Origin of the sequence: Silvimonas iriomotensis, assembly GCF_014645535.1 — a bacterium.
In the GTDB taxonomy this organism is placed as follows: Bacteria; Pseudomonadota; Gammaproteobacteria; order Burkholderiales; family Chitinibacteraceae; genus Silvimonas; species Silvimonas iriomotensis.
Window position 1 is genome coordinate 1,171,497 of the sequence record NZ_BMLX01000001.1, and the last position, 14,408, is coordinate 1,185,904.

Genomic DNA, 14,408 nt, shown 5'->3' on the forward strand with positions numbered 1-14,408 from the left:
CGCGTTGAGATGGCCAACATGGAAGAAATCACCTTGAAGCTTGAGGTTTACAAGGTGTTGATGGGCATTTCAAAACTAACGTCGGCCGAATTGCCCGATCATCATGCTTGCGCCTTAGGGCAGTGGTACGCCACTGACGAAATCCGCCAGCGCTTTGCCAGGGTGCCGGGCTACGCCGAACTGGATGTGCCCCACAGCCAGGTTCACCAAAATGCCGCACAGGCAGTAGATCTCTATCATCAGGGCCGGCTAGATGAGGCTTTTGCCGCAGCGGCTCGAATGGAAGAAGCGAACATGCAGGTCATGGCTGGCTTGCAACGATTACTCGCTTCTGCCAGTGCAGTTGCCATTGACGAACATGCGCATCCCGCCCACTCGGGCAACACATCGCGACCGTCAGACTCGGCTTTTGGTAAGGCTGGCACCCCAGACCTCCCTCTGATTTCCGCAGGCCAGCCGGCGCGTATTGTTGGTGGCATATTCAAGACAACGGGCGGTATTGCATCATGAAGTCCAGCCTGAACACTACCCTCACGGCGAGCCTGCTGACGCTGTGCCTGTCATTAAGCGCCTGCGTTAGCCCGAGCGGCATACATGGTTCCGGCTCAATGATGTCGCCAGCCAGTTTGCAATCAGCGCAAAGCCTGCCTATGGGAGGAGGCCGCTGGCCGGATACCAACTGGACTGATGCGTTCGGCGATGCGCAACTCAAGCAACTGATTGCCGAAGCGCTGGCGGCCAACCCCAGTCTTGCCGAAGCACGCGCCCGCCTTGCGGCGGCACAAGCTTTCAATGAGAGCACGCAGGCTGACCGCCTGCCAGATGTGCGAGCCGACTATGCCTGGACCAGAACTCGCTACACCGAAAATGGATTGATTCCACCGCCCTACTCGGGTAGCTGGCAATCGGACAACCGGGTGGTGATCGGCGCGAGCTATACGCTGGATTTCTGGGGCAAGCTCAAGCAGGCTGATCTGGCCGCGTTATCACAGGTGCAGGCCCAAACGGCAGAGACCGAGCAGGTGAAACTGACACTGGTGACGGCCCTTACCCGCACGTACAACCAGTTAGCCGGTTTGTATGCGCTGCGGGACCTCGCGCAGGAAGAAAGGCAGCGCCGTGAAGAGATCGAAAAGCTGACCCATCAGCGCTTCAGTTCCGGCCTGGATAACGCCATTGAGCGCGAAACCAGTACCAGTCTGAGTGCCGATAGCCGCGCAGACATCGTGGCACTGAATGCACGCATCACGGCCACCCAGTACAAACTGGCCGCACTGGCTGGTGCCGGGCCAGACCGGGGTTTGCAATTGGCGCGTCCGCAGCAAAGCGCGTTTTCCACGCCCGCCATCCCCGATAACCTGCCGGCAGACTTGGTCAGCCGCAGGCCAGATCTGGTCGCCGCTCGCTGGCGTATCGATAGCTTCGGCCATGAGGTGGAATCGGCACGGGCTGACTTTTATCCCGACATCAATCTCAACGCCGCGTTGGGTTTGAACGCCTTCGGCTTTAGCCGCTTTCTAGAGTCCTCAAGCCGGACCGTCGCGGCTGGCCCGGCCATTCACCTGCCCATTTTTGATGCGGGCCGTTTGCGCGCCCAACTCAAACTGCGCTATGCCGAGATGGATCAGGCGATTGCGTTTTACAACCAGACCCTGGTGTCTGCGCTCGACGAAGCGGCGACCGATCTCAACCGCATTCATACGGTTTCCGACCAGATCGCCGAAGCCCAAACCGCGGCAACCGCAGCGCGCAAAGCCTACGCCATTACCCAAGGCCAGTTTGACGCCGGGCTCACCACCCAGATCAGTGTTCTGCGTGCTGACTTGCTGGTCCTTTTTGCTGAACGGCAACTCATCAATCTGCAGACGGATCAGCGCGACGACGCCATCGCTCTGGCTGCCGTGCTGGGCGGCGGCTTCAAGTCGCAGGCAGATCCAAACGCTGACCTTGCCAGCGCGAACCGCGAATGAACCTCCCGCGCACTTACTCAAACAGGTATCACCATGACTTCCACACCGACCACTGAAATCGCTACACCGGCATCACGCAAACGCAAGACAGGGCTGCTGCTGGTGGCCTTGCTGGTGATCATTGCGGCCATTGCCTATCTTGCGTGGTATCTCCTCGTCGCCCGCTATAGCGTCAGCACGGACGACGCCTATGTAAACGGCAACCTGGTGCAACTGACGCCGCAAATCGCCGGGACCGTGGTACGCATCAACGCGGATGACACCCAACATGTGACGCGTGGTGAAACCATGGTGGAACTGGATACGGCAGATACCCAACTGGCGTTGAGCAATGCAGAAGCCCAGCTCGCCCGCACCACCCGCCAGGTCAGCGCTACGTATATCAACAACCATTTTCTGGACGCCAATATTGAATCCCGGCGAGCAGAACTGACCCGGGCGCAGCAGGATCTGGCGCGGCGGCTTCCCGCGATTGGTAGCGGTAGTGTTTCTGCCGAAGACCTCGATCACGCCCGCCGCACCGTCGACGAAGCCCAGTCTGCGCTGGAAGCCGCGCAACAGGCAGCCCATGCCAACCTAGCATTAAGTGGCGCCGGGCCGGTCGCGCAGCATCCGGACGTATTGGCGGCAGCCAGCAAGGTCCGCGACACTTGGTTGGCCTGGTCTCGTACCCGTATTGCTGCCCCAGTCAGTGGCTACGTCGCCCGCCGCAGCGTCCAGATTGGTCAGCGTGTGGCCCCGGGCAATCAGATGCTGGCCATCGTGCCGTTGGATGAAGTCTGGGTCGACGCCAATTTCAAGGAAGTCCAGCTACAGCACGTCCGCATTGGGCAACCTGTGGAGCTGGTGGCCGACGCCTGGGGTGGCAAAGTGGTTTATCACGGTCAGGTGACCGGGTTCTCTGCCGGTACGGGTGCCGCGTTCGCCGCCCTGCCCGCCCAGAACGCGACCGGCAACTGGATCAAGGTCGTTCAACGGCTGCCAGTCCGGATTACGCTGAACCCGCGTGAACTGGCGGAACACCCTCTGCAAATCGGGCTATCGATGACCGTGGATGTCGATGTGCACCAGCAAACGGGTGCCAACATGAGCACCACAGCACGCACCGCCTTTCATACCGACGTGTTTACCCAAGATCCGCATGAGGCGGACCGACTCATCGAGCAGATCATCACCGCCAATCTGGTGAGCAATCCGCGTAGCGGCCGCGGGGCATGAAATGGAACAGACTCTTCCTCCGCTCACCGGTGGCAAGCTGATTCTTGGTTCAGTTGCGGTCGCGCTGGCCACGTTCATGAATGTGCTGGACTCTTCCATTGCCAACGTTGCCATTCCTACGCTTTCGGGCAATCTGGGCGTATCGGTGGATGAAGGCACCTGGGTGATCACGCTGTTTGCAGCGGCCAATGCGGTGTCCATTCCGCTCACCGGCTGGCTAACCATGCGTCTGGGCCAGGTCAAACTGTTTGTCTGGGCCATTTTGCTGTTCACCCTCTCGTCATGGCTGTGCGGTGTGGCGCCCAACCTTGTGTTCTTGCTGGCGGCGCGTGTGATGCAAGGTGCGGTAGCCGGCCCGCTGATTCCGTTGTCGCAGGCGTTGTTGCTGAGCTCGTTTCCGAAAGACAAAGGGGCATCCGCTCTCTCCCTCTGGGCCATGACGGCCACAGTCGGCCCCATCGTCGGGCCGGCACTGGGTGGATGGATTACTGACGCCTACAGCTGGGCGTGGATCTTCTACATCAATATCCCGGTTGGTTTGTTTGCAGCGGGCGTGACCTGGGCGATCTATCGCGATCGGGAAAGCCCGACCCGGAAAATCCCGGTCGACAAAGTGGGTCTTGGTCTGCTGGTTGTATGGGTTGCCGCGCTGCAAATCATGCTCGACAAGGGCAAGGATCTGGACTGGTTCAGCTCCCCCGTCATCTGGACGCTGATGCTTATCGCCCTGATCGCCTTTATCTGCTTTGTGATCTGGGAGCTTACCGACGCACACCCGATCATTGATCTGAAACTCTTCGCGGGACGTAACTTTCTGGCGGGCACGATCGCCATTTCTGTGGCCTATGCGGTTTTCTTCGCCAACCTAGTACTGCTGCCGCAGTGGATGCAGACCTACCTTGGCTATCGTTCTGTTGATGCAGGCATGGCCACCGCACCGTTGGGGATTTTTGCTGTCATCCTGGCGCCGGTGATGGGCAAACTGGTCCCCAAGTCAGATGCGCGCATTCTGGCGACGCTGGCTTTTCTGGGTTTTGCCGGCGTGTTCTTCATGCGCTCGCATTACACGACTGTGGTCGATACCTGGGCGCTGGTCATGCCGACCCTGTTGCAAGGCATCCCTACTGCGCTGTTCTTTGTGCCGCTCACCGCCATTATTCTTTCTGATCTGCCTCCGGCCAGGATACCGGCGGCGGCGGGGCTATCCAACTTCACCCGCGTCTTTTGCGGTGCAGTAGGCACCTCCCTCGCAGCGACGGCCTGGAGCAACCGGACCATCTTGCACCACGCGCAACTGACCGAGGCCGCCAGCACCTCCAGCCCGATCTTTGCCGACGCCATGAACATGCTGGAGCCCGTATTTGGCAAAAGCGCCCTAGCTTTTTATGAAAGGCAGCTCAACACACAGGCGGCCCAACTCGGCATCAATGACATCTTCTGGATTTCCGGCGTGATCTTCATTGTGATCATTCCGCTGATCTGGTTTGCCCACGCGGCACGGGGTTCCAGCGGCCCGGCAGTAGGCCATTGATTCACGCAAATACCAAGGCAACTGGTTCCCTCGAAATCCCGAAAACTGGCGATGTAAACCGCCAAGGCAAGAACTTAGAGTGTCGTATCGCTAACGCAAATCCGGCCATAAGCCGGTTCTTTGGAGTGGATCATGAACCAGGTTTTCAACACCAATACAACGCCCGCCGCCGCTGCAACACGTCCAGCCAGTCTGTCGGTGCCACTCAATGCGCATGCGGTGGTTGTCCGGGAATTTGGCGGCATTGACCAGTTGGACTACACCACCGTTCCGGTGCCGACCCCGGGCATGGGTCAAGTGCTGGTTCGGGTACTCGCCGTAGGCGTAGGTCCTTGGGACGCATGGGTTCGCTCCGGTCATAGCGTTGTACCGCAGCCGCTGCCATTGACCCCTGGCTCGGATATCTGCGGCATCGTGGTTCACCTGGGCCCGGATGTAGATCACCTCAAGGTAGGTGATGAAGTTTACGGCGTGACCAACCCTCGATTTACCGACGGGTACGCCGACTATGCCATTGCGCATGTGGACATGATTGCGCTCAAACCGCAAAAATTGGGCTACGAAGAAGCCGCCTCCGCGCCGGTACTGGCAGTCACGGCCCATCAGATGTTATTCAATTACGCCGAACTGCAGCCGGGTCAACGGGTGCTGATCCACGGTGCTGCCGGGAATGTGGGTGCTTATGCAGTCCAGTTGGCCCACAACGCCGGCGCCTATGTGATTGGCACTGCCTCCAGTGCCAACGCGGACTACGTGCGCTCCCTGGGTGCGGACGAAGTCGTCATTGCGCGCACAGGTTCATTTGCTAGTTACGCCAACAATATTGATGTGGTCATTGACCTTGTCGGTGCAGTCACTCATGACGCGTCCTGGACGGTGCTGCGCGAAGGCGGCGTGCTGGTTTCTGCCGTCACCGAGCCGGACAAAGCACGTGCAGCCGAAAAGAATATCCGCAGCGATTTCCTGCTGGTTTCGGTCAAGACAGACGTCCTCAACGCCATTGGCGAGCAACTCAATGCAGATCGTCTGCATACACGCGTTGGGGAAGTGCTGCGCTTGTCAGAGGCCAAACTGGCTCATGGGATGCTGGAAGGCAAACCCCATCGCGCCGGCAAGATTGTTCTGATTCCCTGAACCCTCATGCCGTGAACCGGTAACGTCTGGAGCGTGCCATGTATCCCGACTCTTTATTCTTCGCCACTTTGCTGCTGATCGCCGTTCTCGCTTTGGTCATTGCGCCGGTTTCAGGTGCCGATGACGAGGCGAAGATCACCGCCGACATCCATGGTCATTCGACAAAATCGAACGACTTCAATCCATAGCCCGCACGTCTTTCGCTCTCATCCAGGCAGAATGAATGCCCCAGAAACCCGGCAAAGTGCCGGGTTGCGGCGCTGCAGAGGTTTGATATGGGAATGCTCGTAGAAGGACAATGGTCGGACGTCTGGTTTGACACCAAATCGACTGGGGGTCGCTTTGTTCGTCAAAACTCGTCTTTCCGGAACTGGATCACGCCTGATGGCCAACCGGGGCCCAGCGGCGAAGGCGGGTTTGCAGCACAAGCCGGTCGCTATCACCTTTATGTCAGCCTTGCCTGCCCTTGGGCTCACCGCACTTTGATCATGCGCAATCTGAAGGGGTTGGCGCCAATGATCAGCGTTTCATCTGTGCATTGGCTGATGTTGGAGCACGGCTGGACCTTTGCCAAAGGCCCGGGTGTCATCCCTGACGACATCAACGGCGTCGATTACCTTTACCAGCTTTATCAACTGGCTGACCCGCAATATACCGGCAGAGCCACCGTCCCCATTCTTTGGGACAAACAGCGGCGCACCGTGGTCAGTAACGAGTCATCCGAAATTATTCGTATGTTCAACAGTGCATTTGATCAAGTTGGCGCGCTTGAGGGGGACTATTACCCGGCGGCGCACCGCGACGTGATTGATGAACTGAATCAACTTGTCTACGAAGCCGTCAACAACGGCGTTTATCGTGCTGGCTTTGCCACAAGCAAGGCGGCTTATGAAGAAGCGGTGATCCCGCTCTTTAGCGCCCTCGACTGGCTGGAGCTTAGACTCTCCAGCCGGCGCTTTCTGCTGGGAGATCGCTTCTCTGAAGCAGACATACGGTTGTTCACTACCCTGGTCCGATTCGATGCGGTTTATGTTGATCACTTCAAGTGCAACCTGAAACGCCTCGCGGACTATCCGCATTTGTCCGGATATTTGCGCGATCTCTTCCATATGGAAGGGATCAAGCAAACCGTCGATTTCGAGCATATCCGGCGTCACTACTATGAAAGTCACCGAACCTTGAACCCCAGCGGTATTGTCCCCGACGGATTGCCTTTGGACTTTACCCGCGCGCCAGCAGATTCATCCCGCATTGAACTTTCCAGGGTCCCCGGCTAATTCTGCCTTGGCTGTCCGTCGGCATATTGTCCTGCGCCAGTTCACCCGGAGCAGGACAACACACATTTCCGCCTCACAGCTTATTCCACAACTGGCGCAGTGGTTGTAGCCCGACTAAACAGATCCACCGCCAGCGCAATGGCCAGTGATGCCGTGCCAATAACAAACAGCAGGCGGTGATCACCGTTGCTGTGGTTGAACAGACTGCCATAGGCATACCCGGCCAGCGCCTGGGCCGCCGCAAACACGGTGGTTGCCCGGCTCCAGATCACGTTTTGCTGATGCGCATTGTGGGGCACGATGTGATGAACACGTGCCAGTACCAGCGGCACAATCCCCGGCGGGAAACTACCAATCAATAGTGTCAGGACACCAATGATGACCAGATTGCTGGACCACGCCAGCAAGCCCACGACAAACGCCTGAACCAGCAATACCAGACGCAAAGCCAATCTGGAACCCAACGCGTCCGCCATCAAACCGTATGCCGGCGGACCGAAGATGGCACCCACCCCATAAAGAATCCAGAACAACGCGCCAGTATGTGCACCGGCTCCCAGACCGCGGGCGATAAAGTCGACCAGGAACACCATGGTGGGAACCAGACCCAGCGCCATCAAACCATACTCAGCGTAGACCGTCGTCACCTGCTGACGGACCTGTGCCCCAAGCCGGATGCCTGCTTCATGCGCCTTTGCGCCAGTCTGGAATTCAGGCGCGGGCCATCCCCACCAACTCGCTACAGTCAGCACCAGCGCAATCGCCCCCAGACCCAACCAGGTGGCATGCAAGCCAAAACCCAGCAGCAACGGTACCACCGTGCCGGAACCCGCAACACCCAAACCCAAACCAAGAAAAACGGCACCGCTGGCCAACCCTCTTCTTGAAGGAGGTACATGCGGCAACACCGTGCCAGCAACCAACACCATGATCGCCCCACCGGCAACGCCAGACATGAGACGCCAGAAGAAAAACCAGCCCACCGATACCGGCCAGGCACATGCGAAGAACGCAAGCGTGACCAGCGCCATCATTAGCCGCAATGTCCACGTGTTACTGAGACGTGCCGCGATGGGCCGCCCTACCAAGGCCCCAACCAGATAGCCCGCCAGATTGGCGGCCCCCAGATAAACGACATCGGCGGCAGCAAACCAGTGCGCCTGAATGAGTGGCGGCAGCAACGGCGTATAGGCAAACCGGGCCAGACCAATACTGACCAGGCTGGCGCACAGTCCGGCAAAGACATGCAGCCACATGGTCGACTTTGCCGTCGTCACGGGTGCGTGTGATGCAATTTGGGTTGTCATATCAGACCCTCCCTCAGGAAGAAAAAAACGGAACAGCTACCGCAATCACACCGATCCCGGCCCGCTCCAATCATGTTTGACATACATGTCAATAATGGCACCCTAAACAATCTTGACACACATGTCAAACATAAGTTTAATGATCTCTAACTAAAGGCCTAGAGGGGCTATCAATGGCAGGGGTAAGGCAATTTGATGAAGAACAAGCCCTGGAAAAAGCGCTGGAATACTTCTGGCAAAAGGGCTTTGCCGCGGCATCCATGCCGGAACTGGCTGCGGCAACGGGCGTGCAGCGCGGGTCGCTCTACAACGCGTATCAGGGAAAAGAGAATCTGTTCCTGAAGGTGTTCGAGATGTACTCAAACCGGTTCTTGCAACAGGTAGAACAAACCCTGACTGCACCTGATTTGCGCCAGGCACTGGAAGATTTTTTTGAGTTTGTTATCGGGTCCATGACCATGGGCTCCCCCACTCGCGGCTGCCTATCGACCAAAACAGCCTTCACGGGTGATCAACTGGAAGAGCCAGTGGCCGAGGTGCTCAGGGGAATGCTCAACCGACTTGAACGCATTCTTGCTTCCAGCCTGAAGTCCAAGGAAAGCCAGTCAACTTTGACTTGCTCGCCGGAGAGTGCGGCACGGCTACTGGTGACCTTTACCCGGGGGTTGGTAGTTATTGAGCGTGTATATCAGGACACAGACCGTTTAAAAGCAACGGCGTTTTCCCTACTGGATATTCTCATTGCGTCGCGCAGCGGCTGAAAATCGCATTGCAGCCGTGAGCCAAGGTGAATATAGGCCAAGACGTTGGAAACGCTGTTGATTTGCACTGAATCCTGACCCACCTTTTGCATCGAATTCTGACCCACCTGATGGACCCTTTTCAGGGGGTGGGTTCCAGTTGGGCCCGCCCCAAATCCAAGACGCGAGCGTCCCCAATGGTAATGCGCAATGTCTTACCAAAGAGCCGGGACTCAAACACGTACGCTCGAGAGCCCGACTGTGTCACGCGCAAACCCAATCCTGGTGTTTTCGCATCCCAGAAAATACTTTGCTGTTTTCCATCTTCGCAACGGTACGCACTGATTCTCGTAACGGTAAAGTTTTCCTTCTTCATCTCAATCATCGTGTAGGCATCGTGTAGGCATCGTGTAGGCATCGTGTAGGCAAACCCTATCAATTTCGGTACCAACAAGTCAACATCATAATCCTCCACAAATCTAACAAATACATTAAAATCATAGCCATACAAAAATAAATAAAGATCTATCCACATTGATCCATGAAAAAACACTCGGATTTCTAATCCGGACTTAATGGTTGGTTGATTGCAGGAAAAAACCGGGCTCTGCCCGGTTTTTTCTTTTTCAGGCGGATCTGGTACTGGGTGATGCGCAGGATGCGCTGGCAATCTGGGGCCGGACCCGGTTAGACTCATTCGTCATATTCATGTCTGATGCATGGCAAACCCGATCATGAGTCAACAAACCAGTCTCGCGCGCTTTCAGGCCTATCTGCTGGCGTACGAACAAAAGAACATCGACGACATTGCCGCCATGCTTGCGAGTGACGTCACACTGCGTGACTGGAAAATCTGCGTGCAGGGCAAGGAAGCCGCACTGGCAGAAACCCGTGCCAATTTCGCAGCGGCCCAAAGCATCCAGATCGACATCCTGCGTGTTTATGAGTCGGCCAGTGCGGTCGCGGGCGAACTGCGCATTATGGTTGATGGTCATATCGAGTTGTTTGTCGTCGACGCCGTCGATTTCAACGCTGCGGGCCAGATCAGCGCGATCCGGGCCTTTCTGGGCAGAGGCGACGCCTGATGCCGCCACCGCGCTGATCCCGGCGCACCATGCCAGAACGCCACCCCAGGCTGGATGACCATGAACCTTGCCACGGCCGCCCTTGAACATGCCGAACAGATTGCCAGACTGCATTCAGCAAGCTGGCAAGCCACTTATGCAGATGTCCTGACTCCGGACTATCTGGCCCTCACCGCGCCCGCCGAGCGCAAGGCTATCTGGCAGCAGCGCCTGTACAAACCCCGATCCAACCAGATTGTGCTGGTCGCGCACGCCAACGGGCAGTTGCAAGGCTTTGCCTGCGCCTATGCTGGCGAACACGCCGAATGGGGCTCTTATCTGGATAATCTGCATGTCGCCCACGGCCACCAGGGCTAGGGCATCGGGCAACGGTTGCTGCGCGCGATTGCCCTCCGCTGCGAAGCGCGCCAGCCGGGGCTAGGCATGTATTTGCTGGTCAACCAGACCAATCAGCGGGCGCAGGGCTTTTACACCAGTCTGGGCGCGCATAACGCACAAACTTCGGTCTGGAGCGCGCCGGATGGTTCTACCGTGCCGACCTTCATCTACCGCTGGGCCAGTATCGCCACGCTGATCGGCGCTTGAACAGCATGCACGAACGGACCACGCCCGTTCAGACCCGCAAGACCCCACACTCCCCGCCACTGTTGTAATCCGTATAACGGAATGACCTGACCCGTACCGCTTTTGCCGCTATGGACAAAACCGGTTTGGGCCCTCTCCCCATGCACCTTTCCGGCGTTTTCTTTGCACCAATCTGATGCGGAAGATAAGCATATTGCTGTATTTGAAATCGGTTTCATCGCTGTGCAGTATCGCCCATCCGCGGACAAGCCCCTGATTCATATGTTCATTTGTAATTATCGCCTGCTGGACACAGGTGATGGCTGGCCCGCGGTACGTTGAACCGGTATGGATCATCTGGAGCTGCCAATCCGGTCGTCGAACCGGAAATATCACTTGATAAACACGCCGCGCAACATGCCCGCATGGGTGTGGCGGCATCGCCTGACCGGGGGCCTTGAGCCTCAATAAAAGCGGCAGGTGATCAAAACAGTCTGGAGGAGTTTTTGCATGAAATGTCGTTCCCGGCAATACCTTGCGCTTGGTGCACTCAGTGCGCTGACGCTGGCCCTGGCGGCCTGCGGTGGGGGTAGCAGCAACCCGAGCACTGAAACCGCCGCCCCCAGCGCGGCGGCTGATCCGTCTGCGGCCAAACCCAAAGTAGACTTCGGCCCCAATGTGCTGATCTTCGATCCTGGCATGGACCCTGCAGCCATTCAGACCCAGGTCGATATCGTCTATTCGCAGCAACATGCCAACCAGTTCGGGCCCAATCGCTACGCCTTGATGTTCAAGCCCGGCACCTACCCGGTTGATGTGAACGTCGGGTTCTACACCCATGTGATCGGTCTGGGCAGCTCGCCCGATGATGTCCAGGTGAATGATCTGCATGTCGAAGCCGACTGGCTCAATGCCAGCCAGGATGCCACGCAGAATTTCTGGCGCTCGGCAGAGAACCTCTCGGTCCAGCATCCGGCCAATGTATCGCCTTACCCGGTGCGCTGGGCCGTGTCGCAAGCAGCGCCCATGCGGCGCGTTCATATCAAGGGCGATGCCTTTTTGAGTTCGCCGTGGTGCGGGTGGTCCAGCGGTGGCTTTATGGCCGATACGCTGATTGATGGCCAGATCAATTCTTGCTCACAACAGCAGTGGTTCAGCCGCAATGACGAATGGACCTCGTGGGTGGGTGGCGTCTGGAACATGGTGTTTGTCGGGGTGCAAAATGCCCCGGCAGCCGGCACCTGGCCGACCTCGCCGTATACCGTGGTCGCCCAGACCCCGGTCATGCGTGAAAAACCGTTCCTGACCATTGATGGCAACGGCAACTACAGCGTGTTTGTGCCAGCCCTCAATGCCAACACCACCGGCACCACATGGCATGGCCATGCCGCCGCAGGGACCTCTTTGCCGATCAGCCAGTTCTATATCGCCAAAGAGAACGTGGATACGGCCAAGACCATCAACGCGGCACTGGCCAAAGGTCTGAACCTGATTTTCACGCCGGGCGTGTATCACCTGACCGATACCATCCGCGTGACCCGGGCCGATACCGTGGTGCTGGGTCTGGGCGTGGCCACGCTGGAAGCCGATACCGGGCTGGATGCCATGGACGTAGCCGATGTCGATGGCGTGAAGATCTCCGGCCTGTTGTTTGAAGCCGGCACGACCTCCTCGCCCGCGCTGTTGAAGGTGGGTTCGTCGGTCACCGGCGTCAGTCACGCTGCTGATCCGATCTGCCTGTATGACATTTATGCCCGTATCGGCGGCCAGATCGCCGGCAAGGCGCATACAGCGGTAGAGATCAACGCCAACAACGTCATTGGCGATGATTTCTGGCTGTGGCGCGCAGACCATGGTGATATCGGCCTGACGACCACGGGCTGGACCGTCAACCCGGCGGCCAACGGGCTGGTGGTCAATGGCGACAATGTCACCATGTACGGTCTGGCGGTGGAACACTTCGAGCAATTCCAGACCTTGTGGAACGGGAACGGCGGTAGCGTGTACTTCTATCAAAGTGAAGAGCCGTATGACGTCCCCAACCAGGCGGCATGGATGAATGGCACCGAAAACGGTTACCCGTCGTACAAGGTGGCCGATACCGTGACCACGCACAAGGCGTTCGGGGTGGGTATCTACGGGTTTAACTTTGTCACCACCGACCGCACGGTATCGCTGGCCAATGCCATTGAAGCACCGCAACAGCCGGGGGTGAGCTTCACCAACCTGGTCACCGTGGCGCTGGATGGCAACAGCCTGATCAGCAACGTGATCAACAACACGGGCGGTAGCAATATCGGCCAGAACGGCGCGGTGGCAAGTTATCCGTAACCTGTCTGCATCGTGATGCACACTGCCCCGGGGCTTGCCTCGGGGCAGTTTTTTATGGCGGCCCACGACTGCCGTTTGCCCCGCACATTGTCACGGTTGCTGTCCCGTTTGCGACAGCGCCCGGCTTGCGTCGCGCTCAAACCCGCAGCCTGCGTGCGCCTGATACTGGCATGCCTTCTGCTCAGTGACGGTCTCGACATCAACCTGACCGACACTTGAGGGGAAAACAGCATGGATCTGCAACTTGAAGGAAAGCGCGCACTGGTCACCGGGGGCAGCAAGGGCATTGGCAAAGCCATCGCCCGGCAACTGGCGCTGGAAGGCGCCGATGTCGTCATTGCCGCGCGGGGCCAGGCCGAGCTGGAGCATGCGGCAAGGACTCTGGCGGCTGAAACCGGTCGCAAGATCATTGCGGTAGTAGCCGACACCGGCAGCACGGATTCGGTCAACGCTCTCGTCGCCCATGCTGTCGAGGCGCTGGGTGGCGTGGAAATTCTGGTCAACGCCGCCGCAGTGCCCGGCGGTATATCGCCAGCGCGCAAGCTGGCTGAAGTGATCGACGAAGAAGCGCTGCTGGATGTCGACCTGAAAGTGATCGGTTATCTGCGCACCGCCCGCGCAGTTGAACCCCACCTGCGCGCCAGTGGCTGGGGCCGGATCATCAATATCGGCGGGCTGGCGCTCTACCGTACCGGTCGCCCCATTGCCAGCCTGCGCAATGCCGGCGTCGCCGCCATCAGCAAGAATCTGGCCGATGAACTGGGCCCGCATGGCGTCAGCGTGGTCACCGTTCACCCGGGCCTGACCCGCACCGAGCGCACCGATGCCGAAACCGAACGCAGCGCGCCCCAGCACAACACCATTGGCCGCATTGTGGATGCCACTGAGATTGCCGACATCGTGGCGTTTCTGGCCTCGCCCCGCAGTACGGCACTCAATGGCGCAGTGCTGACTGCGGGCGGCGGTATTCCCGGCGTGATCCAGTACTAGCGCCTATCACCCAGACCTGCCGCGATGCGCTTTGCGGCCGCGGGAGGTCTGCGCACCTTTGAGCACACGTTTCAAGCAATGCCAACAAGCCTTGCCAGATCAAAAACTTGCCGGATCACGCCCGCCCCTACAAACACATTAGTTATAACAACAGCATTTTATATAATTTATATAAATTTAATGGATTGCTTAAGATGCGGTGCATGGCGCTTCACCAGCGCCCAGGCAGTAACCCGCACCGCACACTTTTATTCGTCGGAA

At 58.1% G+C, this 14,408-nt stretch carries 15 protein-coding genes; 13 read left to right on the forward strand and 2 right to left on the reverse strand.

The window, feature by feature from the left end:
* Window positions 1-18: 18 nt before the first annotated feature.
* From IEX57_RS21380 to IEX57_RS05205, 7 genes are all read left to right on the forward strand, one after another.
* A complete protein-coding gene (locus tag IEX57_RS21380; protein ID WP_268238317.1) occupies window positions 19-510 on the forward strand; it encodes a CZB domain-containing protein in 492 nt (163 codons plus the stop codon).
* A complete protein-coding gene (locus tag IEX57_RS05180; protein ID WP_188703002.1) occupies window positions 507-1,970 on the forward strand; it encodes an efflux transporter outer membrane subunit in 1,464 nt (487 codons plus the stop codon). The genes IEX57_RS21380 and IEX57_RS05180 overlap by 4 nt, the downstream gene beginning before the upstream one ends.
* A 33-nt stretch (window positions 1,971-2,003) precedes the next feature.
* The gene (locus tag IEX57_RS05185; protein ID WP_188703004.1) at window positions 2,004-3,188 is read left to right on the forward strand and encodes an HlyD family secretion protein; all 1,185 of its coding nucleotides are present in this window, start codon (window positions 2,004-2,006) and stop codon (window positions 3,186-3,188) included.
* Between the two features lies 1 nt (window position 3,189).
* Entirely contained in the window at window positions 3,190-4,719 is a 1,530-nt protein-coding gene (locus IEX57_RS05190) for a DHA2 family efflux MFS transporter permease subunit (protein WP_188703006.1), read from the forward strand.
* A 132-nt stretch (window positions 4,720-4,851) separates the two neighbouring features.
* On the forward strand, window positions 4,852-5,853 hold the full coding sequence (locus tag IEX57_RS05195) for an NADP-dependent oxidoreductase (RefSeq protein ID WP_188703007.1): 1,002 nt from the start codon (window positions 4,852-4,854) through the stop codon (window positions 5,851-5,853).
* Window positions 5,854-5,891: 38 nt separating this feature from the next.
* Complete coding sequence (locus tag IEX57_RS05200) at window positions 5,892-6,041, forward strand: hypothetical protein (RefSeq protein ID WP_188703009.1); 150 nt, start codon at window positions 5,892-5,894, stop codon at window positions 6,039-6,041.
* Window positions 6,042-6,128: 87 nt separating this feature from the next.
* On the forward strand, window positions 6,129-7,130 hold the full coding sequence (locus tag IEX57_RS05205; protein ID WP_188703011.1) for a glutathione S-transferase family protein: 1,002 nt from the start codon (window positions 6,129-6,131) through the stop codon (window positions 7,128-7,130).
* Window positions 7,131-7,210: 80 nt separating this feature from the next.
* On the opposite strand, the gene IEX57_RS05210 is transcribed toward IEX57_RS05205, so the two are convergent.
* Window positions 7,211-8,437 carry a YbfB/YjiJ family MFS transporter gene (locus IEX57_RS05210; RefSeq protein ID WP_188703013.1) on the reverse strand — a complete coding sequence of 409 codons (1,227 nt, stop codon included), beginning with the start codon at window positions 8,435-8,437 and terminating at the stop codon, window positions 7,211-7,213.
* A 173-nt stretch (window positions 8,438-8,610) separates the two neighbouring features.
* On the opposite strand from IEX57_RS05210, the gene IEX57_RS05215 reads away from it, so the two are divergent.
* On the forward strand, window positions 8,611-9,198 hold the full coding sequence (locus tag IEX57_RS05215) for a TetR/AcrR family transcriptional regulator (RefSeq protein ID WP_188703015.1): 588 nt from the start codon (window positions 8,611-8,613) through the stop codon (window positions 9,196-9,198).
* 121 nt (window positions 9,199-9,319) lie between these two features.
* Here IEX57_RS05215 and IEX57_RS21110 read toward each other — a convergent pair whose 3' ends face one another.
* Window positions 9,320-9,874: an Arm DNA-binding domain-containing protein gene (locus tag IEX57_RS21110; RefSeq protein ID WP_229708743.1), complete on the reverse strand. Its 555-nt coding sequence runs from the start codon at window positions 9,872-9,874 to the stop codon at window positions 9,320-9,322.
* A 37-nt stretch (window positions 9,875-9,911) separates the two neighbouring features.
* Here IEX57_RS21110 and IEX57_RS05225 point away from each other — a divergent pair, with 37 nt between their 5' ends.
* From IEX57_RS05225 to IEX57_RS05245, 5 genes are all read left to right on the forward strand, one after another.
* Window positions 9,912-10,262 carry a nuclear transport factor 2 family protein gene (locus IEX57_RS05225; protein WP_188703017.1) on the forward strand — a complete coding sequence of 117 codons (351 nt, stop codon included), beginning with the start codon at window positions 9,912-9,914 and terminating at the stop codon, window positions 10,260-10,262.
* A 60-nt stretch (window positions 10,263-10,322) separates the two neighbouring features.
* Window positions 10,323-10,619, forward strand: a complete 297-nt coding sequence (locus tag IEX57_RS05230) for a GNAT family N-acetyltransferase (RefSeq protein WP_188703019.1) — start codon at window positions 10,323-10,325, stop codon at window positions 10,617-10,619.
* Between the two features lie 66 nt (window positions 10,620-10,685).
* Window positions 10,686-10,847 carry an N-acetyltransferase gene (locus IEX57_RS05235; RefSeq protein ID WP_188703021.1) on the forward strand — a complete coding sequence of 54 codons (162 nt, stop codon included), beginning with the start codon at window positions 10,686-10,688 and terminating at the stop codon, window positions 10,845-10,847.
* 489 nt (window positions 10,848-11,336) lie between these two features.
* On the forward strand, window positions 11,337-13,157 hold the full coding sequence (locus tag IEX57_RS05240) for a pectate lyase-like domain-containing protein (protein WP_188703023.1): 1,821 nt from the start codon (window positions 11,337-11,339) through the stop codon (window positions 13,155-13,157).
* Window positions 13,158-13,388: 231 nt separating this feature from the next.
* On the forward strand, window positions 13,389-14,147 hold the full coding sequence (locus tag IEX57_RS05245) for an SDR family NAD(P)-dependent oxidoreductase (protein WP_188703025.1): 759 nt from the start codon (window positions 13,389-13,391) through the stop codon (window positions 14,145-14,147).
* Window positions 14,148-14,408 lie beyond the last annotated feature (261 nt).

Bases quoted from the DNA above. Each gene is read 5' to 3' on its own strand.
- IEX57_RS21380 (WP_268238317.1), top strand. From the start codon at position 19: ATGGAAGAAATCACCTTGAAGCTTGAGGTTTACAAGGTGTTGATGGGC.
- IEX57_RS05180 (WP_188703002.1), top strand. From the start codon at position 507: ATGAAGTCCAGCCTGAACACTACCCTCACGGCGAGCCTGCTGACGCTG.
- IEX57_RS05185 (WP_188703004.1), top strand. From the start codon at position 2,004: ATGACTTCCACACCGACCACTGAAATCGCTACACCGGCATCACGCAAA.
- IEX57_RS05190 (WP_188703006.1), top strand. From the start codon at position 3,190: ATGGAACAGACTCTTCCTCCGCTCACCGGTGGCAAGCTGATTCTTGGT.
- IEX57_RS05195 (WP_188703007.1), top strand. From the start codon at position 4,852: ATGAACCAGGTTTTCAACACCAATACAACGCCCGCCGCCGCTGCAACA.
- IEX57_RS05200 (WP_188703009.1), top strand. From the start codon at position 5,892: ATGTATCCCGACTCTTTATTCTTCGCCACTTTGCTGCTGATCGCCGTT.
- IEX57_RS05205 (WP_188703011.1), top strand. From the start codon at position 6,129: ATGGGAATGCTCGTAGAAGGACAATGGTCGGACGTCTGGTTTGACACC.
- IEX57_RS05210 (WP_188703013.1), bottom strand. From the start codon at position 8,437: ATGACAACCCAAATTGCATCACACGCACCCGTGACGACGGCAAAGTCG.
- IEX57_RS05215 (WP_188703015.1), top strand. From the start codon at position 8,611: ATGGCAGGGGTAAGGCAATTTGATGAAGAACAAGCCCTGGAAAAAGCG.
- IEX57_RS21110 (WP_229708743.1), bottom strand. From the start codon at position 9,874: ATGAGTCTAACCGGGTCCGGCCCCAGATTGCCAGCGCATCCTGCGCAT.
- IEX57_RS05225 (WP_188703017.1), top strand. From the start codon at position 9,912: ATGAGTCAACAAACCAGTCTCGCGCGCTTTCAGGCCTATCTGCTGGCG.
- IEX57_RS05230 (WP_188703019.1), top strand. From the start codon at position 10,323: ATGAACCTTGCCACGGCCGCCCTTGAACATGCCGAACAGATTGCCAGA.
- IEX57_RS05235 (WP_188703021.1), top strand. From the start codon at position 10,686: ATGTATTTGCTGGTCAACCAGACCAATCAGCGGGCGCAGGGCTTTTAC.
- IEX57_RS05240 (WP_188703023.1), top strand. From the start codon at position 11,337: ATGAAATGTCGTTCCCGGCAATACCTTGCGCTTGGTGCACTCAGTGCG.
- IEX57_RS05245 (WP_188703025.1), top strand. From the start codon at position 13,389: ATGGATCTGCAACTTGAAGGAAAGCGCGCACTGGTCACCGGGGGCAGC.